This window comes from Pseudomonas sp. BT76 TE3572 (assembly GCF_050435365.1).
In the GTDB taxonomy this organism is placed as follows: Bacteria; Pseudomonadota; Gammaproteobacteria; order Pseudomonadales; family Pseudomonadaceae; genus Aquipseudomonas; species Aquipseudomonas fluorescens_W.
The window spans coordinates 1924567-1946183 of sequence record NZ_JBNDKE010000001.1; the positions used below are offsets into that span (position 1 = coordinate 1924567).

The 21617-nt window shown below is 59.9% G+C and carries 24 protein-coding genes; 11 read left to right on the forward strand and 13 right to left on the reverse strand.

Features of this window, described 5'->3' with window-relative positions; all coding sequences use genetic code 11:
- Positions 1–93 precede the first annotated feature (93 nt).
- From ABH912_RS08725 to ABH912_RS08735, 3 genes are all read left to right on the forward strand, one after another.
- The gene (locus tag ABH912_RS08725; RefSeq protein ID WP_429510400.1) at positions 94–666 is read left to right on the forward strand and encodes a PPC domain-containing DNA-binding protein; all 573 of its coding nucleotides are present in this window, start codon (positions 94–96) and stop codon (positions 664–666) included.
- Positions 667–764: 98 nt separating this feature from the next.
- Positions 765–2072 carry an OprD family porin gene (locus ABH912_RS08730; protein WP_429510401.1) on the forward strand — a complete coding sequence of 436 codons (1308 nt, stop codon included), beginning with the start codon at positions 765–767 and terminating at the stop codon, positions 2070–2072.
- Between the two features lie 215 nt (positions 2073–2287).
- Positions 2288–2605 carry a DUF2388 domain-containing protein gene (locus tag ABH912_RS08735; RefSeq protein WP_033060240.1) on the forward strand — a complete coding sequence of 106 codons (318 nt, stop codon included), beginning with the start codon at positions 2288–2290 and terminating at the stop codon, positions 2603–2605.
- Positions 2606–2657: 52 nt separating this feature from the next.
- Here ABH912_RS08735 and ABH912_RS08740 read toward each other — a convergent pair whose 3' ends face one another.
- Positions 2658–3590, reverse strand: coding sequence for a pyridoxal-phosphate dependent enzyme (locus tag ABH912_RS08740; protein WP_429510402.1), 933 nt, complete (start codon positions 3588–3590; stop codon positions 2658–2660).
- Between the two features lie 67 nt (positions 3591–3657).
- Positions 3658–4449: an SDR family NAD(P)-dependent oxidoreductase gene (locus ABH912_RS08745; protein ID WP_429510403.1), complete on the reverse strand. Its 792-nt coding sequence runs from the start codon at positions 4447–4449 to the stop codon at positions 3658–3660.
- Between the two features lie 123 nt (positions 4450–4572).
- Between ABH912_RS08745 and ABH912_RS08750 the strand changes: the two genes are divergently transcribed.
- Together ABH912_RS08750 and ABH912_RS08755 are read left to right on the forward strand one after the other, a co-directional pair.
- The gene (locus ABH912_RS08750) at positions 4573–5520 is read left to right on the forward strand and encodes a GlxA family transcriptional regulator (RefSeq protein WP_033060234.1); all 948 of its coding nucleotides are present in this window, start codon (positions 4573–4575) and stop codon (positions 5518–5520) included.
- 43 nt (positions 5521–5563) lie between these two features.
- Entirely contained in the window at positions 5564–6223 is a 660-nt protein-coding gene (locus tag ABH912_RS08755; protein ID WP_429510404.1) for a methyltransferase family protein, read from the forward strand.
- Here the strand turns inward: ABH912_RS08755 and ABH912_RS08760 are convergent.
- The 6 genes from ABH912_RS08760 to ABH912_RS08785 all read right to left on the reverse strand — a co-directional run bounded on the left by ABH912_RS08760 (position 6217) and on the right by ABH912_RS08785 (position 9737).
- Complete coding sequence (locus ABH912_RS08760; protein ID WP_429510405.1) at positions 6217–6894, reverse strand: HAD-IA family hydrolase; 678 nt, start codon at positions 6892–6894, stop codon at positions 6217–6219. The genes ABH912_RS08755 and ABH912_RS08760 overlap by 7 nt on opposite strands.
- Before the next feature lie 112 nt (positions 6895–7006).
- The gene (locus tag ABH912_RS08765; protein ID WP_008156959.1) at positions 7007–7219 is read right to left on the reverse strand and encodes a DUF1059 domain-containing protein; all 213 of its coding nucleotides are present in this window, start codon (positions 7217–7219) and stop codon (positions 7007–7009) included.
- Positions 7220–7378: 159 nt separating this feature from the next.
- On the reverse strand, positions 7379–7786 hold the full coding sequence (locus ABH912_RS08770) for a response regulator (protein WP_033060229.1): 408 nt from the start codon (positions 7784–7786) through the stop codon (positions 7379–7381).
- A 180-nt stretch (positions 7787–7966) separates the two neighbouring features.
- Positions 7967–8263: a pentapeptide MXKDX repeat protein gene (locus ABH912_RS08775; protein WP_033060227.1), complete on the reverse strand. Its 297-nt coding sequence runs from the start codon at positions 8261–8263 to the stop codon at positions 7967–7969.
- A 71-nt stretch (positions 8264–8334) separates the two neighbouring features.
- Entirely contained in the window at positions 8335–9120 is a 786-nt protein-coding gene (locus tag ABH912_RS08780) for a molybdopterin-dependent oxidoreductase (protein WP_429510406.1), read from the reverse strand.
- Positions 9117–9737, reverse strand: a complete 621-nt coding sequence (locus tag ABH912_RS08785) for a cytochrome b/b6 domain-containing protein (RefSeq protein WP_033060223.1) — start codon at positions 9735–9737, stop codon at positions 9117–9119. The genes ABH912_RS08780 and ABH912_RS08785 overlap by 4 nt, the downstream gene beginning before the upstream one ends.
- A 166-nt stretch (positions 9738–9903) precedes the next feature.
- Between ABH912_RS08785 and ABH912_RS08790 the strand changes: the two genes are divergently transcribed.
- On the forward strand, positions 9904–10845 hold the full coding sequence (locus tag ABH912_RS08790) for a class I SAM-dependent methyltransferase (RefSeq protein WP_033060221.1): 942 nt from the start codon (positions 9904–9906) through the stop codon (positions 10843–10845).
- Here the strand turns inward: ABH912_RS08790 and ABH912_RS08795 are convergent.
- Positions 10829–11605, reverse strand: coding sequence for a helix-turn-helix transcriptional regulator (locus ABH912_RS08795; RefSeq protein ID WP_429510407.1), 777 nt, complete (start codon positions 11603–11605; stop codon positions 10829–10831). The two genes, ABH912_RS08790 and ABH912_RS08795, sit on opposite strands and share 17 nt — an antisense overlap.
- 111 nt (positions 11606–11716) lie before the next feature.
- On the opposite strand from ABH912_RS08795, the gene ABH912_RS08800 reads away from it, so the two are divergent.
- Both ABH912_RS08800 and ABH912_RS08805 read left to right on the forward strand, forming a co-directional pair.
- Complete coding sequence (locus ABH912_RS08800) at positions 11717–12820, forward strand: polyamine ABC transporter substrate-binding protein (protein ID WP_429510408.1); 1104 nt, start codon at positions 11717–11719, stop codon at positions 12818–12820.
- A gap of 52 nt (positions 12821–12872) precedes the next feature.
- Positions 12873–13994 carry a P1 family peptidase gene (locus tag ABH912_RS08805; RefSeq protein ID WP_033060217.1) on the forward strand — a complete coding sequence of 374 codons (1122 nt, stop codon included), beginning with the start codon at positions 12873–12875 and terminating at the stop codon, positions 13992–13994.
- Here ABH912_RS08805 and ABH912_RS08810 read toward each other — a convergent pair.
- Positions 13951–14601 carry an NAD(P)H-dependent oxidoreductase gene (locus ABH912_RS08810; RefSeq protein ID WP_429510409.1) on the reverse strand — a complete coding sequence of 217 codons (651 nt, stop codon included), beginning with the start codon at positions 14599–14601 and terminating at the stop codon, positions 13951–13953. The genes ABH912_RS08805 and ABH912_RS08810 overlap by 44 nt on opposite strands.
- A gap of 86 nt (positions 14602–14687) precedes the next feature.
- On the opposite strand from ABH912_RS08810, the gene ABH912_RS08815 reads away from it, so the two are divergent.
- Positions 14688–15368 (forward strand): TetR/AcrR family transcriptional regulator, encoded by a 681-nt coding sequence (locus ABH912_RS08815; protein ID WP_033060214.1) that lies wholly within the window; start codon positions 14688–14690, stop codon positions 15366–15368.
- 220 nt (positions 15369–15588) lie between these two features.
- Here ABH912_RS08815 and ABH912_RS08820 read toward each other — a convergent pair whose 3' ends face one another.
- Positions 15589–16212 carry a TetR/AcrR family transcriptional regulator gene (locus tag ABH912_RS08820; RefSeq protein WP_033060212.1) on the reverse strand — a complete coding sequence of 208 codons (624 nt, stop codon included), beginning with the start codon at positions 16210–16212 and terminating at the stop codon, positions 15589–15591.
- Between the two features lie 164 nt (positions 16213–16376).
- Here ABH912_RS08820 and ABH912_RS08825 point away from each other — a divergent pair, with 164 nt between their 5' ends.
- Positions 16377–16817 carry a hotdog fold domain-containing protein gene (locus tag ABH912_RS08825; RefSeq protein ID WP_033060210.1) on the forward strand — a complete coding sequence of 147 codons (441 nt, stop codon included), beginning with the start codon at positions 16377–16379 and terminating at the stop codon, positions 16815–16817.
- 69 nt (positions 16818–16886) lie between these two features.
- Here ABH912_RS08825 and ABH912_RS08830 read toward each other — a convergent pair whose 3' ends face one another.
- Positions 16887–17579 (reverse strand): GNAT family N-acetyltransferase, encoded by a 693-nt coding sequence (locus ABH912_RS08830; RefSeq protein ID WP_429510410.1) that lies wholly within the window; start codon positions 17577–17579, stop codon positions 16887–16889.
- A 283-nt stretch (positions 17580–17862) separates the two neighbouring features.
- Here ABH912_RS08830 and ABH912_RS08835 point away from each other — a divergent pair, with 283 nt between their 5' ends.
- A complete protein-coding gene (locus tag ABH912_RS08835; protein ID WP_429510411.1) occupies positions 17863–20991 on the forward strand; it encodes an Ig-like domain-containing protein in 3129 nt (1042 codons plus the stop codon).
- An 11-nt stretch (positions 20992–21002) separates the two neighbouring features.
- Here the strand turns inward: ABH912_RS08835 and ABH912_RS08840 are convergent, their stop codons facing one another.
- A complete protein-coding gene (locus tag ABH912_RS08840) occupies positions 21003–21572 on the reverse strand; it encodes a YceI family protein (RefSeq protein ID WP_033060207.1) in 570 nt (189 codons plus the stop codon).
- Positions 21573–21617 lie beyond the last annotated feature (45 nt).

A 21617-nucleotide genomic window follows, 5' to 3' on the forward strand; every position in this document is an offset into this window, starting at 1 on the left:
GCACAACTTCCGCGCCTGTTGAACAACAGGCGTCGGATTGGCTCGTCCCGAAAACCGCACCACCCACACAACAACAAAAACAGAGGAAGTCTCATGCACGTTCAACTTCACCCGACACTGCGTTTCTCCAAGATGATGTTGGCGGTCACCGCTGCCGTTCTGATCAATTCAACGTTTTCCCCACTCGCGGTTGCAGAAACCGCACCCACCGCGACGGCAGCGCCTATGCAATGTGTATCTGAAACGACACCGCGCTACACCAAAACCCCCACCGGCTACCTCATGGTGCTGCGCATGGGCGATAACGCTTTTAAAGAACTGACCAAACTGGCCATCGCCGAAAAAATCCCCAGCGCCTCCATCACCGGCATCGGCTTCGGCAATGTGAAGTTCGGTTTCTGGAACAAGGACAAGAAAGACTTCGACGCCAAGACCTTGAACAGTGTCGAGATGGCGAGCATCACCGGGTCCGTGGCCTGGAAGAACGATCAGCCTTCGATCCATATGCACGGCGTCGCCGGCGACGCGACGTTCCAGGCGTACGGCGGCCACATCCTCGACTTCGAGGTCACGACGGGTTCGATGGAAATTACCGTGATCGTCCATCAGCGTCGTCTGGAACGCGGCATTGACCCGTGCATCGGCGCCAACGTGCTGGGTATTTAACTCAAGCGTCACGCTCCCGCAGGCAACTGGCGTTGCCGGCATCCGCGACTGCGGGAGCCACTCTCCCCTATTCAAATTACAAAAAAAGGGCGATTTCGATGAGCAGTAAAAAAACGGCGGTAACGATTGCACTGGGTGCCATCGCACTGAGCACCCAAGCGCACGCCGACTTCCTGAGTGACAGCAAAGCCACCCTCGGAATGAGAAATTTCTACTTCAACAACGACAACCGCGACGGCACGGCCGCGCCTTCGAAAACCGAAGAGTGGGCACAGGGTTTCATGCTCGACTACAAGTCGGGCTACACCGATGGCACGGTTGGTTTTGGCGTCGACGCACTGGGCCTGATGGGGATTACGCTGGACAGTGGCAAGGGACGGCATGTCGGCAGCTCGATGATTCCTTCGGACAGCGACAACAGCGCCGTCGACGAATGGAGCCGGCTGGGGTTGACCGGCAAGGTCAAGGTGTCGAAAACCGAACTTCGCCTGGGCACGCTGATGCCTAAGCTGCCGATCCTGGTGTCCAACGACGGCCGCCTGTTGCCGCAAACCTTTGAAGGAGGCCAGATCACCTCGGGCGAGTTCAAGGATCTGACCCTCACGGGCGGCCGAATCGAACACGCAACCGGTCGCGGCTCAAGCGATCAGACCGGGTTGGCCGCCACGGGCGGCACCCGTGAAAGCAACGCGTTCGACTTCGCCGGCGGCGACTGGAAAATCACCAAGGACCTGACCGCCCAGTATTACTACGCCCACCTGGACGACTACTACACCCAGCAGTTTTTCGGCCTGATCCACACGCTGGCGATCGCGGAAGGTCAGTCGTTGAAGACCGACTTGCGCTACTTCAAGACCGACTCATCTGGTAGAAACAGCTCTGGCACGTCGGGCTACAGAATCAGTGGCTTCACCGAAGGCAATGATGGCGAGATCGACAATAAAACCTGGAGTGCTGCGCTGATTTACACGGTGGGTGGTCATGCAATCACGGCGGGCTATCAAAGTGTTTCAAGTGGCAGCAACTTCACGCAGCTCAATCAGGGTGGCCTGGCCAACAAAGGGGCCGGCGGCTCCAGCCTTTACCTGTACACCGACCGTCTGATTCAAACCTTCACCCGTGCGGGGGAACGCACAGCCTTCGGTCAATACGCCTATGACTTTGCCGCCATGGGCGTGCCCGGCCTGAAAGCGTCCGTCATGTACCTCAGCGGGGACGACATCAAGACGACCTCTGGCAATACCCAAAAGGAATGGGAGCGGGACATTGCGCTGGACTACGTGATTCAGTCCGGTGCCCTGAAAAATGTCGGATTTGGATGGCGTAACGGCAAGTCCAACAGCGAGGCGGCGCGTGACCAGGACCAGAATCGCTTGATCGTGAGCTACAGCATTCCTCTGCTTTAGCATCGCGGCCCCGCGCTTGCAGCGAAGCAACGCTGGCGCGTCCAGCGTTGTTGGTGGAGGATGATTGTGTGTGTGTGTGCGGCGAAGGACTGCGCTTTTTCAGAAGCGCAGGCTTTGAACTGATCACGCTTGAACAGGGAACTCCTGACGACCGCCACGCATCCTACAGATGTGGTACTTCCTTTTTTGCTTCACGCTTTACAGAGGACACCGTCATGCGCCGTCTGATTATCATCTCTTCCCTTTTGCTGTGTTTACCCTTCGGCTCCGCTATGGCCAAAGTGGATGCGGGCGATGTCGCCACGTCAGCCGGGGTTTCCGCATCGTTGTACTCGACCTTCAAGGATGACAAACGAGTGATTCCGGCTCGGGATGACGCCTCCAGCTTCGTTGCCAGTGGCGGCGCGATTCGTGGTGTTTACCTGGAGTCATACTTGAAGCAGATTCGTCAGGAACATCCCGGCCTCAACGCCAGCGACGAAGACCTGGCCAGAGCAATCCTCGTCCAGGACGGCGTTGCAGCGGGTCAATAAAGGCTGAAAAAGTAGCGGTGGGGCTTGCGACACCCGGATAGCGTTTGCAGCCCTACCTTGCTTCAACACCGGAGGACAATCGCGCCCAACCCGCCACCAGTTGCGCGCTGATGCTCACGCCGCCGCACACCACAATCACCACATCATGGGCTCCGGCAATCGCTGGATGGTCCAGGTATCCAATCGCCAACGAAACGCCGCACGCCGGCTCGACCAACTGACGCAAGTCGTTGGCGTAACGCACCACGCCCATGATTGCCTCGTCATCGCTGAGCACCACGCACTCATGGGGGAAATCGAGGATGTGCTGCACCGGCCAGGCGGCTACCTGAGCAGCACCTAGCGAAGTGGCAACGGTGTCGATCCTCGGCAACCTGACCGGATGCCCGGCCTCGACCGCTGCCGCAAAAGAGGCCGCCCCCTGGGTTTCGCAAGCAATGATCCGGCAGTCCATGCGGTCATGGCGAATCAACCCGGTGAGAATGCCCGCCAGCAAACCACCACCTCCTACCGACGTCACTATTGCATCGACCTGAGGACAATCCTCGAGGATTTCATCGACTATCGTGCTGTGCCCTTCCCACAACACCGGATGATCGAAGGCCGGCACGTATTCAGTGTCCGCGCCTTGCGAGAGTTCCTTCGCCCGTTGATTTGCATCGTCCCAGACCTTGCCATGGACGATCACCTCGGCACCGGTTTTCCTGATCCGTGCGCGGGTGGTTTCGGGTGTGGTGTGCGGCACCACAATGCAGGCTTTCAACCCCAGGATGGCGGCAGCCACCGCAGTGGCGAACCCGGCATTGCCGCCGGAAGGACAGACGACTTTGCGTTTGCCCTGCGCCTTTGCCTGACTGCACAAACGACCCATGCCACGCAATTTGAATGAACCGCTGGGTTGCAGGTTTTCCAGCTTGAGCCAGATCCGCCGGGCCGGCGTCGACAGGCCCGGGTGCAGAATCAACGGCGTTCTGATGTGAAGCATGGCGGTGCTCCTTAAGGGTGAACGGTCCTAATCCAAGCTTAGTTCACCCTGCCCGGAGGCTACCGCTTCAGCGATAACGCGGTGCGGCCGTGGAATTGCCGAACAAGCCTGAAAGCGTCTGGCGCTGGGCTTCGTAGGTGTCCCACTGGTCGCCTTGGTGCAGGCCCGGAATGGTCACCACTTCGCCTTGCGCCAGCCCCGTCAGCGCGGCATCGACCATGTCCTGGGCAGACATCACGATCTCTTGCGGCAGGTTTTCCACGGGGTTGCCGGCCTCGCTCCAGAAATCGGTGGCGGTGGCGCCGGGCAATACAGCCTGGATCCGAATGCCTTTGTCGGCCAGCTCGCGGTGCATGGATTGGCTCAGGCCGAGGACAAACGCCTTGGTCCCGCCATACACGCCGTTGAGAATTTCCGGGGCGACGGCAACGATCGAGGAGATATTGATCACCGTCCCGGTGCCGCGAGCAACGAAGCCTGGTACCACCGCGTAAGCGAGGCGCATCAACGCGGTCACGTTGAGGGTGATCATGTCTTCCATGTCATCCACGGGGCTGCCGAGCAGCGGCATGACAGCGCCGACCCCGGCGTTGTTGACCAATAGGGTGATACTGGCGTCGGAGCGTAGAATTTCTTCGACCCGCCGCACATCGGCCTTGTCCTTCAGATCAGCGGCGACCACTTCGACGGCGCGGCCGGTTTCGTTACTCAGGTGGTTGGCCAGGGCGTTCAGTTTTGCCTGGCTGCGGGCGACCAGAATCAGGTCGTAACCCTGCCGGGCGAGACGGTCGGCATACACCGCGCCGATGCCCGAAGAAGCGCCAGTGATCAGCGCGGTACCTTTGGATGAGAGGGCCATGTCGATTTCCTTCACAGTGAGGCGATAACTTCGCCGGGTGTGAATCGTTATAAACGGTCTAACGCTCGTCTCAAATGACGTTTAAAGTACGTTTTTCGGACATGACCTTTTGAGGACATCTCGATGACTTCCGTGGCGTTTGTAGTGTTTGAAGGGTTCCAGTCCATGGCGCTGGCGGCCATGCCGGTGTTCGAGTACGCCAACTTCAGCGCCGGCGAAGCGCTGTATGACGTCAGCGTACTGTCCGAAGACGGCCGCACATTGCGCGCTTCCGGTGGGCTGAGCGTCGGCACCGAGGCCTTTGGTGAGCGGGTGTTCGATACGGTGATTGTGGTGGGCGGCGATGCCATCCTCGAGCAGGCACCCGAGGGCGTGCTGAACTACCTGCGCGCAAACGTTAAAACCGCGCGGCGCACGGCGTCGATCTGTTCCGGGGCGTTCGTCCTGGCCCAGGCCGGCTTGCTCGACGGACGGCGCGCCACCACCCACTGGGCCTATGCACGGGAGCTGCAAGCGCGGTTTCCGTCGATCAAGGTCGAAGAAGACCGCATCTACGTCGTCGACGGTTCGATCTGGACCTCCGCCGGGATGACCGCCGGCATCGACCTGGCGCTGGCCATGGTCGAAAAGGATCACGGCGCCGCACTGGCCCGTTCCGTGGCGCAGAAACTGGTGATGTACCACCGCCGCGCGGGCGGCCAGTCGCAGCACTCGGCGCTGCTGGAACTGGAAGCGAAATCCGACCGTATTCAAACCGTCCTTGGCTATGCGCGAGAACACCTCACCGAGACGTTGTCGGTGGAACAACTGGCAGACGTCGCGCGCCTCAGCCCTCGGCAGTTCAGCCGGGCCTTCCGGGCGGAAACCGGTCAATCACCGGCCAAAGCCATCGAGAACCTGCGCCTGGAAACGGCACGGCAAATGCTGGAACGCGGGCGCCTGACCCTCGACCAGATCGCCGAAGAATCCGGCTTCAGCGACTGCCGCCGCATGCGCGAAGCCTTCCTTCGGGCGTTCGGGCAGCCGCCGCAGGTGATTCGGCGTAATGCCAGGGCCGGGTTGAACGCGTGAGGGGCGCCAGACCTCTAAACTGAAAAGATCAGACGAGGTGCTTATGAAAATCTCGGCCAAACTGGCGTTTTTCGCCGTTGTTTCCACCCTCGCCTACCTTGGCCTCGCGGTGTGGGGGCTCGGCGGGTTCTCGGCGTTTTTCTCTCATGCGCCGCTGGTGGTCATCGTGCTTGCCACTTTGGTGATGGCCATCGCGTCCTTGTTCACTGAGGTCAACCTGAGTTCCGGCGAACGTGAAGACCGGGCCAATCGCTGGGTGCTGCCGGCGTTCGGGGTGATCGGATTATTGAGCGGATACCTGCCGGCCTATACCGACCGGATCGATTTCTGGACCTTGGGTGGCGAAGGTGTTCGCTGGTTAGGGGCTTTGCTGTTCATCATCGGCGGCACGCTGCGGCTGTGGCCGGTGTTTGTGCTGGGCAAGCGTTTCAGTGGACTGGTGGCAATTCAGCCGGGGCACACGCTGGTCACCGACGGGATTTATCGCACCTTGCGCAACCCCAGTTACCTGGGGCTGATGATCACTGCGGTGGGCTGGGCACTGGCCTTTCGCTCCGGCGTTGGCCTGTTGCTGGCCGCGATAACGCTGATACCGCTGATCGCCCGCATTCACGCCGAAGAAGGTCTGTTACGGGCGCAGTTTGGCAGCGAATACGAGGCTTACTGCGCCCGCAGTTGGCGGTTGATTCCCGGGGTTTACTGAAGGTCCCGTGGCTCAAGGCGCAGCAGACCATCTGCCTCCACGCGGCTGCCGACCGACTCATAGCTGGCGAGCGTGGCATGAGGAGTCTGGAGCGGATGGTCGTGGGTCGCGGTCACCACGATCAGGTCCGCGCCCGCGGCCTCGGCGGCGAGAATGCCCACGGTGGCGTCTTCGAAAATCAGGCAATCGGCCGGTTCAACGCCCAAGCGCTTGGCCGCCAGTCGATAACCCGCGGGATCGGGTTTGCCAGCGCTGACGTCTTCGGCAGTGACCATCACCAAAGGCTGCGGAATACCCGCCGCCGCCATCCGCCGCAACGCCAATGCCTTCGGCGCAGAAGTGACGATTGCCCATTGATTGGCGGGCAGCGATTTCAGGAAATTCGCCGCGCCGGGCACCTCGATGATCCCCTCGACATCCTCGATTTCTGCCTCGGTAATGAACGCCGCTTCAGCCTCGGCATCCACACCGGGCAACGCCAAGCGATTGATGGTGTCGATGGCGCGAACGCCATGGATGGTGGGCAGGAAGGTGTCGACATCGACGCCGTGGCGCAAGGCCCAGGCCGCCCAGATCCGCTCGGCAGCGGCGATGGAATTGAGGACGGTGCCGTCCATATCAAACAGAAAAGCGCGGTACGGGGTGTTGAAAACGGATTCTTGAGCAGACAAGGGGGAGCTTCCTCTCGCAAGTGCCAGGCGGGTTCGCCGAACAATGTAGCATTTGCGAGGAGCTGCCGAACGCGGCCCAAGTCTTCGGCAACTCCTGCAGAGGATTTCCTGACTAAGCGGGACGCGGTGCTTCAACAGGCGGGGTGCCATCGTGAAACATCGTCTTCAGTTGAGCACGCAGTTCCGGCGAGTCGGTGTGCTTGTGAACACTGACCGCATGCTGTGCGGCGGCTTCGAGCAGTTCGTTTTCAGAGTCTGCGGACAGTGCGACCGAGCATTTGGCATCGCTTGGAAACTCGCGGCAGTCGATGTATTTACGCGCCATGATCTTCTCCTCCCTACGACGAAGGCAGGCCGTGGCCTGCGTGAACGATCACTCGACGCGCCACCCCATCCATCAAACCCGATTGCAAGTCGCACCGAGTGTGCCGACTCTTGAAGTATAGGCCCGCCACAAGGCGCATCGTGTCAGGTTGTAGTGGTTCTACAGGGTTTGTTTCGACTTCAAGGCACCTTCGACACAGTCCAGCAACTGCCCAAGCGCCCACGGTTTCTTGATGAACGACACCGAATGCCTGACCCCGGCGCTTTCCGGTGTTTCGAAACCGGACATGATCATGATCGGTTTGTCGGGCCAACGGTCGCCAAACTGATTGGCCAGGTCCGCACCATTGAGTGTGCCCGGCATGGTGATGTCCGTGAGCAATAGACGGACGCCGTCCGAGTGTTGCTCCAGATACGCTGACGCGGCATCCGCACTGACATGCGCTTCAACCACAAAGCCTTCCTCCTGAAGAATTTCGCAGAGAAATTCCAGAATCAGCGGGTCGTCCTCAACCACAAGAATCAACCCGCTTGGGAGATGATCGCCCGCCGTCGATACTGGTCTCATGACTGTGCCACTCCCTGATTACCTAAATGATTTCGCGCGCTTAAATCCGCTACCTACAGGTATGAGCAGCGGACTTCGCGGAAATTCATTTTTGATGCAATCGGGCGATGAATCAGGCGCCATACAGCGCTGTATGGGCGCCTGAAAACCAGGATCCGGCCTCGAAAAAGGGTGTCGGGATCAGTACGACGGAGCTTCTTTTTTCATGGTGTCCTTGGACATCGCATCCTTCTTCATTCCGTCCTTGCTCATGGCGTCCTTGGACATCGTGTCTTTCTTCATCGTGTCCTTGCTCATGGAATCCTTGGACATGGCGTCCTTCTTCATCGTGTCTTTGTGCATGGCGTCTTTAGACATTGAATCCTTGCTCATGCTGTCGTTGCTCATGCCGTTATTGGTTGTGGGATCGGCGGCAAACACGCTGGCGACGCCAAACGCCAGGCACATGGACAGTACGGTGGTCGCTAACTTTTTCATGATGAAACTCCTTGAAGCACAGGTTGCGAATGAGCGCAGCGGGTGCCGCGCCGTGAAGTGGCCAGGCGCCATCAACTGCCACCAAACCAGTTGTAGCCCTGGTCTTCCCAGTAGCCACCCGGATAGGTGTTGGTGACGAAAATCGCCTGAATGTGTTTGGGATTCTTGTAGCCCAGCTTGGTGGGCATACGCAGCTTCATCGGGAAGCCGTACTGGCGAGGCAGCACCGCGCCGTCATAGGTCAGCGTCAACAATGTTTGCGCATGCAGTGCGGTGGCCATGTCGATGCTGGTGTAGTAGTCGTCCGCGCATTTGAAGCCGACAAATTTGGCATCCGTGTCGGCACCAACCCGCTTCAGGAAGTCGCTGAACCGCACGCCGCCCCAGCGACCGATCGCGCTCCAGCCTTCGACGCAAATGTGTCGGGTAATCTGTTCGGTCTGCGCCATGGCCCGCAGCTCTTCGAGCCGCCAGCTGCGCTTGTCCGCGACCAGCCCGGTCACTTCCAGTCGATAACTCTCTTCCTCCACTGTCGGCGCCTCGTCGATGCCGTAGAAGGCATTGAACGGAAACGGCCGGGTGATCATCGACTCGGGATAGGTCGGTGCCAGGTTATTGGGGTTGAACAACCAGCCCTGCACCCGATCGTTGAACCGGGACATCGAGAACAACGCGGTTTCGACGCTTTCGTTGTCGGTGATGTTGCAGCCGGACAACATGGCCACACCGCCGAGGGTCAGGCTGCGTATCAGGAACGTGCGTCGTGAGCGGTCCTCGATCTGTGGTGCAAGGATCTTTCTGGCCTCTGTCAGGATGGACGATTCGTCCAGCCCTGAGCCTTGAAAACGCTTTTTCATACGACCTCCTTGCGACCGACAATCATGGCCCACAACGTTTTGGGAACCAGCGCGACCATCACCAGATGAACCGCGACAAAGGCCACCAACAGCGACATCGCGATGAAATGCACGTGCCGCGCGCCTTCGTAACCGCCCAGCAGTTCACGTAACAGCGGAAACTGGACGGACTTCCACAAGACCAGCCCGGAGATCACCAGCAGCGTGATGTCGACCATCACGAACAGGTACGCCACCCGTTGCACCTGGTTGTAATGACTCAGGTCGGCATGCCCCAATTTCCCTCTCAACGCCGCCCACAGGTCATGCAGGACACCTTTAGGCGAAACCGGGAAAAAGCGCCGTTTCAGACGTCCACTGACGAGGTTGAAGATCAGGTAGACAAGACCGTTCACGACCAGAAACCACATCGCCGCGAAATGCCATTGCAATGCGCCGCCGAGCCAGCCACCCAACGTGATTTCCTTGGGAAAACTGAAGTCATACAGCGGAGACGCGTTATAGATTCGCCAGCCGCTGGTGACCATGACCAACACCGCCAAGGCGTTCAGCCAATGGGTCAGCCGTAACCAGCGGGGATGAGTGCTGACTTTGGGTGAAGCAGCTAACTGCGACATGTTCGGCTCCCGGTGGTTGATCGTTGGAGCCGATTATGCGAGCCGACAGATCGCCAAATCCTCACGTAAAGTTAAATAAAACGTGATAACTCTCTGCGCCCTGCAGCGGTCCTTGCAGCGCAATTGTGGTTAAAATGCCGCCCCTCCAAATTGCCGACGTTGCCCGATGAACTCAGACGCCCTCTCCACTCTCCACGACCATTTACTGACGGCCCTGGCAACTGCCCCCGCAGAAACCCGCCGGCTGTTCCACGGCCGTGGCCGGTGCTGGCCGGGTCTGGAGCAATTGACGGTCGACTGGTTGCAGGGCGTGGTGCTGGTGTCGCTGTTCAAGGAACCCGACGCGTCGCAGCTGGAAGCGTTGAAACACAAGCTGATGGACGTCACGCAATCGCCTGCGTGGACGCAATCCGGCGCGCACACGCTCCTGCTGCAACATCGCTACCTGCTGCAAAGCACCACCGAGTGGCTGTTGGGGGACGCTATCGACGAGATGACGATCACCGAGGGCGGCCTGCATTACCGGGTGGATCTGGGCCGCAAGCAGAACACCGGCCTGTTCCTCGACATGCGTTACGGCCGCGACTGGGTGCGGGCCAATGCCCAGGGCAAGCGCGTGCTGAACCTGTTCGCCTACACCTGCGGATTCTCGGTGGCGGCCATCGAAGGGGGGGCGACGCACGTGGTCAATCTGGACATGTCCAGCCCGGCCCTGAGCCGTGGTCGCGACAATCACCGGCTCAACGGCCACGACCTGAGCAAGGTGACGTTCCTCGGTCACGACCTGTTCAAATCCTGGGGCAAGGTGATCGGCAAGGGCCCTTACGACCTGGTGATCATCGACCCACCGTCCTTTCAGAAAGGCAGTTTTCTGCTGACCAAGGACTACCAGCGCGTCCTGCGCCGACTGCCGGAATTGCTCAGCCCTCAGGGCACGGTACTGGCGTGCATGAACGATCCGGCGTTCGGTGCGGACTTCCTCATCGACGGCGTCACCCGCGAAGCACCGAGCCTGCGTTTCGAGCAACGGCTGGACAATCCGCCGGAGTTTCCGGACGCCGATATTGAATGCGGGTTGAAGGCGCTGGTGTTCAGGCTGGAGGATTGAGCACCAGCGCAAACAACTCACCATGCCCATTCACATTGAGCTTGTGATAGAGATTGCGCCGGTGAACCTTCACCGTCTCCGGGGAAATGCCCATCTGCTGGGCGATGGCCTTGCTTGAGAAGCCCTGCAGAATCAGGCGCGCCGTTTCGATTTCCCGTACCGACAGGCGCGCGTCGAAACGATCCAGCAGGGTCGCCAGATCCCCGGCCACCGCCTCGGTTGCCGGTCCTTCCGGCGGCATCAATTGCAGGTGACGGCGCATCGCCGCCAGCACCCAATCGCGCACGCACAGCAGGCGCCCCTGTTCCTCCAGCGTGAATCGCGTCGAGCGTCCCAACGACAAACCGAGCACGGCGCCATCGATGTTGACCATGAACTGCAACTCGTCACCGCCTACCACGGTGCGAAAGTAGCTCAGGTAATACTCGCTCTGCTGAAACTGGTCGGGGGCCACCGATTCGAGGCTGTGCAAACCGTCGGCAATGCCGGCACAGGCAGCCTGATAAAACGGATCGAGCAGGTACATGCCGGCCCTGTAGTCCGCCAGTTCTTCTTGCTCGGTAGCACCGCCCTTTGAGTCGAAGTCGATCAGCAGGCGCGGCACCCGCCCGGCTCGCATAACCGCGACCAACGCGTTGTCCATCGGCACCAGCAGCCGCAGCGTGTCGACCAGCGCACGCCAGAACCCGTCCTGCCCCACGGCAGCAAATACCCGCGCCAGCCCCTGGTGCACCGGTAACTCTTTCAACAACGCGTCCACGCCCTACCCCTTTCGAGTAACCCATGATGGGAATGGGTGAGTCCACTCCCTGCCGATACGCTGCAAGCACCTGATCATCACCGGCCTGCAGCAGGCCAGGAGTGCCGCATCATGAGTCGTCACCGCTCGCATATCAATCTCGGACTGGCCGCCTGTTTGTCGGTCTCGCTATCGGCGGTTGCCGCCGACGGCCCGACGGTCCACGTCTACAACTGGTATGACTACATTGGTCCCACGACCCTGCAGGATTTCAAGCGTGACACCGGGATCGTGCCGGTCTACGACACCTTCGACAGCGCCGAAGTACTGGAAGGCAAATTGCTCACCAGCCGCAGCGGATACGACGTGGTGGTGGCCAGCAACTTCAGCTTGCCGACCCTGATCAAGGCCGGTGCACTTGCACCTCTGCCCCACGCGCAGATGCCTGACTTCAAAAACATGGATGCCGATCTGTTGGCGAAACTGGCCAACAACGACCCGGGCAACCAGTACGCCGTGCCATATCTGTGGGGCACTAACGGCATCGGCTACAACATCGACAAGGTCCGCGCCGCGCTGGGCGACAAGGCCCCGGTGGATTCCTGGGACCTGGTGTTCAAGGAAGAAAACCTGGCCAAACTCGGCCAGTGCGGCGTGGCCATGCTCGACTCGCCAGCCGAGATGTTGCCGGTCGCCCTGCACTACCTCGGCCTGCCACCCAACAGCACCAACCCCGAGGACTACAAAAAGGCCGAAGCACTGCTGCTCAAGCTGCGGCCGCATATTGCCTACTTCAACTCGTCCAAATTCATCAGCGACCTCGCCAACGGCAACATCTGCGTGGCGGTGGGCTGGTCCGGCGCGATGCTGGAAGCCAAGACCAATGCCGAGCAGGCGAACAATGGCGTGAAGATCGCCTACAGCCTGCCGAAAGAAGGCGCGCCGGTGTGGTTCGACACCCTGGTGTTGCTCAAGGATGCGCCGCATCCGGAACAGGGTTTGGCCTTCATCGATTACCTGATGCGCCCCGACGTCATCGCGCCGGTCAGTGATCACCTCTCCTACCCCAACGGCAACCGCAGCGCGACGCCACTGGTGGCCGAAGCGACCCGCAACAACCCGGCCGTGTATCCGTCCGCCGAAGCCATGGCCACGTTATTCACCCTCCAGCCACTGCCGCCCGCCACCGAACGCGTGCGGACGCGGATCTGGAGCAAAGTCAAAAACGGTCAATAACCCATTGCGTTAGCCAATCACTTTTTTGAATACATTGAAGATGAGAGAAACGATGAAACCACGTGCCCGCGATCTGAACATCCAGTTCGGCCAACTGCAACCCGGCCCCCTCAACGCGATCACCGATGTGCCCGGCGTACGGGTCGGTCACAGCAATGTGCGAGGACGCACCGCCAATGGCCGCGACATCCTGACCGGCGTCACTGTGATCGAGCCGCGTGCCGGCTCTACCAGCCTGCAACCGTGCTTTGCCGGCGTCCATGTGCTCAACGGCAACGGCGACGCGACCGGTCTTGAATGGATTCGCGAAGCCGGACTGTTGACCAGCCCGATCGCCTTCACCAACACCCACAGCCTGGGTGTGGTGCGCGATGCGCTGGTGACACTGGATCGCCAAAACCAGCCCGATGACGGGCGACTCTACTGGAACATGCCGGTGGTGCTGGAGACCTTCGACGGTCTGCTCAACGACATCAACGGTTTCCACGTGAAGGTCGAACATGTGGCCGAAGCCCTGCGCACGGCGGTGGGTGGTCCGGTGATCGAAGGCGCCGTCGGCGGCGGCAGCGGCATGATCTGCCACGAATTCAAGGGTGGGATCGGCACCGCTTCGCGACGTCTGAGCAGTGCTGAGGGTGGCTGGACCGTCGGCGCTATCGTCCAGGCCAACCATGGCATCCGCAACGAACTGCGTGTCGATGGTTATCCGGTCGGGCGCTACATGGAACAGGCCGATTCACCGTTCCTCAAAGCGTCGTTGCCGCATCCGGGTATGGGATCGATTGTCGTCTGCCTGGCCACCGATGCACCGTTGCTGCCACACCAGTGCACGCGCCTCGCGCAACGCGCCAGCCTCGGCCTGGCCCGCACCGGTGGAGGCAATGAAGACCACAGCGGTGACATCTTCATCGCCTTCGCCACTGGCAACCAGCACGTGCCGCCGGCCGCTTACGAGAGCAAACGTGCGCCGACCACCGACAACCTGAGCATGGTCAACAACGACCACATCAGCGAGCTATTCCTGGCCGCCACCGAAGCCGTAGAAGAAGCGATCATCAATGCCTTGCTGGCCTCCGACACTGCCGAAGGCAATGGCCATGCGGTGCCGGGACTGGATGCCGGGACGCTGCTTAGCGCCTTGCGTCGGGCGGGCTGGCCGGGTGAACAGGTCTAACAGGGTTGAGGCGTCTGGATGCCGCAAAGAGCTCGCGACCAAGGCTTTTCGCGGCGTCCAGGTGCACCGCCGGATCCTGAATTTCCGATTCAAGCAGTAGCTCGGACGTCACCACCTGAGCACCGCAATAATCAAAAATCCCATGGTCAATCTGCGTCTTCAGGGCCTCGGCATAACCGTGCCGGGCATAGGTTCTCGCATCGGCACCGCCCACACCAATCAAGTGAACCCGCAGATGGCCAAGCTTCTTCTCCAGCTTGGCATCCGCAGTGAAATCGAACGCCCAGCCGTTGGTGAACACCCGATCAATCCAGCCCTTGAGCAGCGCCGGCATTGACCACCAATAGACCGGATAAACCAGCACCACCGCATCCGCGCGGTCTACCCGCGCTTGCTCGGCAATAACATCAGCAGGGGGCGGCGCTTCTCGGTGATGCACCGCCAGATCAGCGACGCTGAACCTCGGATCGAACCCTTCGGCCGAGAGGTCGGCGATTTCAAAGGTATGACCCGGATCGTCCAGGGCGATGCCCTGAGCGACTTGCTTAGCCATGCTGTGGGTGAGCGAACGAGGATCGTGATGAGCCACAACGATAAGCGCGTGCATGCTGGAAACTCCTGATTGAGAGCACAAGGCGGACCTTATATACTCTTGGTAAGTTACGATCAGTAAGTTACTTTTGGTACATAGTCATGTCAACCACCGAAACAGACGCGCAAGATTCCACGCCGCAACCGCGACGACGAATGTCCCGGGAGGACCGCCAACGCCAGTTGCTGGACGTCGCCTGGCAACTCGTTCGGGAAGAAGGCACCGACGCGCTGACATTGGGGCGACTTGCCGAGCTGGCCGGGATCACCAAACCGGTGGTTTACGATCACTTCACGACGCGACCCGGGTTACTGGCGGCGCTCTATCAGGACTTTGACGCCCGACAGACAGCGCTGATGGATGCCGCACTACAGAGCAGCGAACCGACTTTACCCGGCACCGCCAGGGTGATCGCTTCGTCGTACGTCGGCTGCGTACTGCTTCAGGGCAACGAGATCCCCGGCGTCATCGCGGCACTGGCCAGCTCCCCGGAACTGGAGAAGATCAAGCGTGAATACGAAGCGATTTTTCTCAATAAGTGCCGAACCGTCCTCGCTCCTTTCGCTGGCGCGGGTGAGATCAAGGCAGCGGGATTGCGGGCGATGCTCGGTGCGGCGGAAGCCTTGTCTCACGCCGCCGCGAATGGAGAAATCAGCGCCTTGCAGGCACAGGACGAGCTGTACGAAACCATCATCGCTATGGTCGAAAGAAGTGCCCGTGGCGATGTTGGAAAAATCGCGGAAACTGACACCAGACAGTTGGATTCGACTAGCGGTACTTGAGTGCCAAACCCCAACTTTCTACGATAATTCTACGCAACCGCTTGTTTGCTCAAGCCGCTGCGTAAGTGGTGAGTGAACTGAACCCCAACAAGCTCACCACTTGTTTCATGCGCATCTTGAGCCTCGAGGGCTCTTCTTCCTCCCCATCAAAGAGCTTTGAGGCTCTTTTTTATCTGCACGAATTCCAGACACAAAAAAGCCCGGCATTTGGCCGGGCTTTTTACATTTGTTCGACGCAGATCGATCTCCACGCCGCCTGGGCAAGCATATCCCTGTAGGTCTTCGGACGGCCCTTCACCCGGCCCGACAACCATGTCCGGCAATAGCTTTCCGCCTGGCCAATGATCAGCGACAGCATCAATTCGGCCGGAAAACCTTTTAACTCATCGCCTCGCGCCGAAGCCGACAGCCACTCCAGCAGTTGCTTGTTGCGAGCCTTGTTACGGGTAGCCAGTTCTTCCTTGAACGGCCCTTTAGTGACGGAAAATCGCGCGTGGTACTGGAAGCGCGCCCATTCGGGCTGGTTGTCGACCCAATCCACATAGCTGTGCACCAGCGCGTACACCCCCTCTTGCGTCGTGCCCGCGTCGCTCAGGTAGCTGTCGCGCAACCTGGCCTGATCATCCAAAGCGGTGAAAAACAGCGCGGCCACCAAACCTTCCTTGTTCCCGAAATGGTGATAAATCGCACCCACGCTGGTATCGCATTCGGCGCGGATCATCTCAATGGTCGTGGCTTCGATCCCCTGCTCGTTAAACAGCGTGAGGGCCTTTCTAAAGATGTCGCGTTTGAGTTCAGCGCGTCTTCCGGGGTAGCAGCGCTCGAGTAAATCTGACGTTTCCATGCTCAACACAGACCCAAAAAATCAATGGTGAAGGCAGGTAACTGCCATCGGACAAGTGGCGCTAGGTTGACAGATTTCTCGTCGACAGAATACTGTTCCGCAACAGAACATTATTCTGTTACGGAACATCATTCTGTATATCAACCCATCAGCGAGGCGTCAAAATGAGTCAGTTTCTCAGCATGTTCACCAGCGCAGGCCCGCAAGCGTTCAGCAAAATGGCCTGCCAGGTGGCGCCCTACTTCAGCACCATCAACCCGCTGGTCACGGCGTTGCGCAAAGACTTCGCGACGGTGCAGGTGCCGTTCGCCAAGGAGATCACCAACCACCTGGGTACGGTTCACGCAATTGCGATGTGTAATGCCGCCGAACTGGCAGCCGGGATGATGACCGATGTGTCGATTCCCGAAGGCGCACGCTGGATTCCCAAAGGCATGACGGTCGAGTATCTGGCGAAGGCAAAAACCGATGTGACGGCGGTGGCCGATGGAGGTGGCGTCGACTGGACGACTGAAGGCGACAAGATCGTGCCGGTTGACATTCAAGACGCCGAGGGCAAGAAAGTGTTCACGGCGCGGATCACCATGAACGTGAAGCTGACTTAAACGCTGACGGGGCCTAATGTGGGGGCGAGCTTGCTCCCACAGTTGATCGAGTTGTCTGGGCGAGCGCGGTTAGCGTGAATCTTCGCCCAGTCGTTCGCGCACAAACTCACTGGCCCTGCGCGTCATCTGGTCCAGATGTCGGTCACGCTGTTTTTCTGCATCTTGCATGGCCCGCTTGCCGTGTTTTTGCAGCAGGTACGTATGAATCTGTCGCACCTCGAGCGAGCTGTAGATCGACGCCACGTCCAGCACGGCCATCAAGCCGTCGGTGCCGTGGTCTCGGGTGTTCATCAGCACTTGAGTCGCGCGCACGCCCACGACCTGAAACCCCATTGCCTCAAAATACGGAACCTTGGCCACCGCGCACGTCAGCTCGGCATGCAGGTAGCGGCCGACCATCTCCCGCAGCATCCGCCGGGCAATACCTTGGCGTCGATGGCTGGCACTCACCGCCATATACGCAACACCGCATGCATCGGGATCGTCCTTGACCGGCAGGTACAGCAAGAAGCCGACGACCTTCTCCGGGTCGTCTTCGTCGGTCGCGACGAGCAACTCCACGGCAATCCCTTTCGCCCCGTTCAATGCCTCCAGGTAGAGGTGAACCTCGTAGCCGATCGCGTACTGGTACACGTTGTACAACAGGTTGCTCGGCGCGATAGCGACCATGCTGATGTCGGTCAGGTTATCGACCACCATTTGCAGGATCTGGCTATTGATGTGCTCGGGGCACGGGGTTTTGAAATGGGTGATCTGGGGCATTGCAGTGGCTGACTCCGAGGGGCGGATGCGAAGCGTTCGTCGCGGGCGTGCCTATCATAACGTGCTGGTGCGGCTTTACCCGCAAACCGGGCCTTGATGATTGATCGTTCCCCGACAGTGAGGAATATCCCCCATATGTAAGCACTGCTTTCACCCGTCGACGGCATAGACTCCATTCAACTTACTGATTATTCCCAGTTCCCCCTCACACCAGGGTATGGCGCAACTTTTGCTACGGCCCTTGCAGCGCAGCTGCCATTTGGGCATGGCGCGAGGGGAAACCATGAAAACCGCAGCACCGGAGCACCGCTCACTGGTCTTTTTTCGAGGGCCGGGTGCCTTCTCCGTGATGCTAATCAGCTTCAGCCTGACCACGGCCAGTGCTGCACCGCTCGATGATTTCGGGCCGCCGCCACCGACGGACCCCTCGGCCTTCACCAATCAACCCGCCGATCCCAAGGCAGCGCTGGAGGCATTGAAAACCTTGCCGCCGGCCAATCAAGGGGCATTGGCCCTGCCCAACGGCGTATTCGGTGACAGAAACACACCGCGGGCCGACAACGTGCTGCCACCAAACTTGCAGACGTCGTTCAATTTCCCCACTAATGGCAAACCCAGCCCCTTGTTTGGGGCCGCACCGTTTACCCAGCAACTGTTGCTGTTCGAAGAGCTCGGTTCGGAAAAACTCGACCCGACCACCCCGCCACCGCTCCTGACATTCCCGGTGCCCACCACCGGCCCGGCGCCCCAGCAAGACCCGAACAACGTCGCCCGCAGCGGCCCGTCGAGTGCCGCGATTGAAGCGTTCATGCGCCAGCCGGGGTTGTTTCCGTTCCCGTCGCAGTTTTCCAATGTGCTGGACCGCAACCCGTGGAAGGCGCAGATCGAAGCCTTCCTCAATCGCCACCCGGTGGGCTCGCCCGCCGAAGGTCGGCCGCCGGGAAAAGGCTGGTCGCACCAGCGCTGGAACGAGTTTTTTCCTCAGGTCCAGTTCAAGACCGTACAAATGGGTGCACGGACCAACCAGGGCTTGCGTGACAGAAAACAACTGCACAACTACGCCAACGGCGAATTCGCCCCCGGCGGGCTCTACTACCAAACCTCGGACATCCCTGAAACCGCCGGCACCACTCGGGGCATCGACGTGCGGTTTCATTCCCGGATGCCGGTGCAGAATCACAACTCGCTGTGGACCTTCGACGGCACCGTGCCGCCCAAATTGCTGATGGTCCGCAACGGCCAAGCGTTGCTGATGCGTCACTACAACGCCCTGCCGATCGACCCGGCGGCCAACGCCGGTTTCGGTCTGCACACCCTCAGCACCCACGAACACAACGGTCACTCCCCCGCCGAAAGCGACGGCTTTGCCAACGCGTTCTTCTTTCCGGGGCAGTACTACGATTATCGCTGGCCGCTGCAACTGGCCGGTTACGACAGCATCAACACCACGGCGCAGGATCCGCGCGCAGCGTTCCCCTGTTCAGTGGGCGAAACGCTGTATGTCAACGACGCCAACCCGGGCCTGAAGACGTGTGCAAACGGCAGCATCAAGATCCGTGGCGACTGGCGCGAAACCATGAGCACCCACTGGTTCCACGACCACATGCTCGATTTCACCGCGCAGAACGTCTACAAGGGCAACGCGACAATGATGAATTACTACAGCGCCCTGGACCGCGGTAATGAATCGGTGAATGACGGCGTCAACCTGCGACTGCCCAGTGGTTCGGCGTTGCCGTGGGGCAACCGCGACTATGACGTCAACCTGGTGGTCGCCGACAAGGCGTGGGATCAGGCCGGTCAACTGTGGTTCAACCCGTTCAACACCGACGGCTTTCTAGGGGATCAGATGCTGGTCAACTGGCAGTACCAACCCCGTTTGAAAGTCCGCGCGCGCAGTTATCGTTTCCGCATCCTCAATGGCTCGGTGTCGCGGTTCTTCAAGTTTGCCGTGGTGCGTGAAATCAGCGGCAATGGCGGCGAATTCCCAGGGCCAGCAGGATCGGGGGTGTCCTACAACCGAGTGCCGTTCCACCTGATTGCCAACGACGGCAACCTCATGGAACACGCCGTGCCCTTCGACGGCAGCCTGGACCTGGATGGCGACGGTGACCGGCAAGATCACAATGCAATCCTGCCGACGCTAGCCGTCGCCGAGCGCTTCGACATCATCATCAACTTTGCGAAAAACGGCATCAAGACCGGCGACAAAATCTACTTCGTCAACCTGATGGAACACCGCACGGGCAAGGGGCCGGAGAAGGACGAACTGGCGCTGGCGGACGTGCTGTCCGAAAAATACAAAGCCGTGATCAAGCAAACCAGCAAAGGGCCGCAATGGGACAAGGGCGACCCCGTGGTGGGCAAGTTTCTGCAACTGCTGGTGCAGCCCTACACCGGCCAGGATCAGAGCATGGACCCGGTGGCCTATGAGCCAGCCAAACCCGGCAAGCCCGCCGGGAAGATCATGATCCCGCTGCCCATCGACCGCGACAACCCGAGCGACCAGGCCAAGCTCAAAGCGGCGCGGCATCGCGAGTTCATTTTCGGTCGCTCCGATGGCACAGACGAAGCCCCCTGGACCATCAAAACCGACGGTGGTCCTGGTTTCAGGATGGACCCTCGCCGGATCAGTGCCGCGCCGCAATTGGCCACCGGTCCGACGGATGCCGGGTTCTCCGGAGACGGCACACTCGAAGTGTGGAAAATCAAGAATGGCGGCAACGGCTGGAACCACCCGGTGCACGTGCATTTCGAAGAAGGGGTCATCCTCAGCCGCGACGGCAAGGCGCCGCCGGAATGGGAGAAAGGCGCGCGCAAGGACATCTATATTATTGGCGAAGGCATCGACAGTTCGGTGGAAGTCGACGTGGCGCTACGCTTCCGCGAGTTCGCCGGTACCTACATGGAGCACTGCCACAACACCCAGCACGAGGACACCTCGATGTTGCTGCGCTGGGATGTCGAGCATCCGGGTCAGTTCCAGTTGATGCCAACGCCCCTGCCTGGCTGGGACGGTGTCACCTACGTGAACTCCGTGGCGCTGCCGACTTTCCGCACCGGCAATGTCGACGGCGATCAGGAAGGCAAAAACAAGAAACCCGTGGCCAACCCTGACAGCGCCACCAGCAACAAAGGCCTGGCGCTGACCATCAACGTGTTGGCCAACGACACCGACCCCGACGGCAACCTGCCGCTCAAGGTGGTGGGTCTGAGCCAACTGGACTCCGGCAAGGGCACGGTCAGCACCGATGGGATTCGTGTGATCTACACGCCACCGGCCATCGTCGCTGCGCCGTTCACGGCAACCTTCACCTACAGGGCCAGCGACAAGCTGGGTGCGGTCTCGGACAAACCAGCGACCGTGTCCGTGGCGGTCAGCGCAGTGACGGCGCCAATAGTGGCGCACTAAAGGGAGATCGGTTAATGCTGCGGCGCAACCATCCGGAACCTGATGTTGATGTCGTCGGAGACAGCAGTGTCGGCCCATTCGCCTTCACCGATTTTGAAGTCGCTGCGTTTAAGCGTTAGCCGGCCATCGAAAATCCCGATGGCGTTTTCGGCCTTCAGGAGCACCGGTACCTCCACGACACGCGTGATCCCCCGGAGCGTGAGTTTGCCGGTGATCGAGTAACGGTTGTTGCCCAGTACCTTCACACCGGTCGATTCAAACGTCGCCACTGGGTACGTTGCCGTGTCGAACCAGGCTGGTTTTTTCAATTCGCTGTTGGCGTCGCTGCTTCCGGCATCGATGCTGTCGAGCTGGATGGTGAGCGCGGCCCGGGCTTTCGATGGTTTTGCCGTGTCGAAATCCAGCGTGGCCTCGAACTTGCCGAACGTACCGTACACCCGCGAAGAGAACTGTTTATACGTGAAGGAAATCGTGCTGGCGGTTTCATTGACCTGCGTGTATTCGACCGCCTGGACGCAAGGCAACGCGCCAAAAGCAAGGGCGGCCACCAGCACGGAGCAGGTCGGGAATCGGTGTTTCATGGGATTCTCCGGTTGGGCTCCCGTCATGAGCTGAGGCGCCGCACA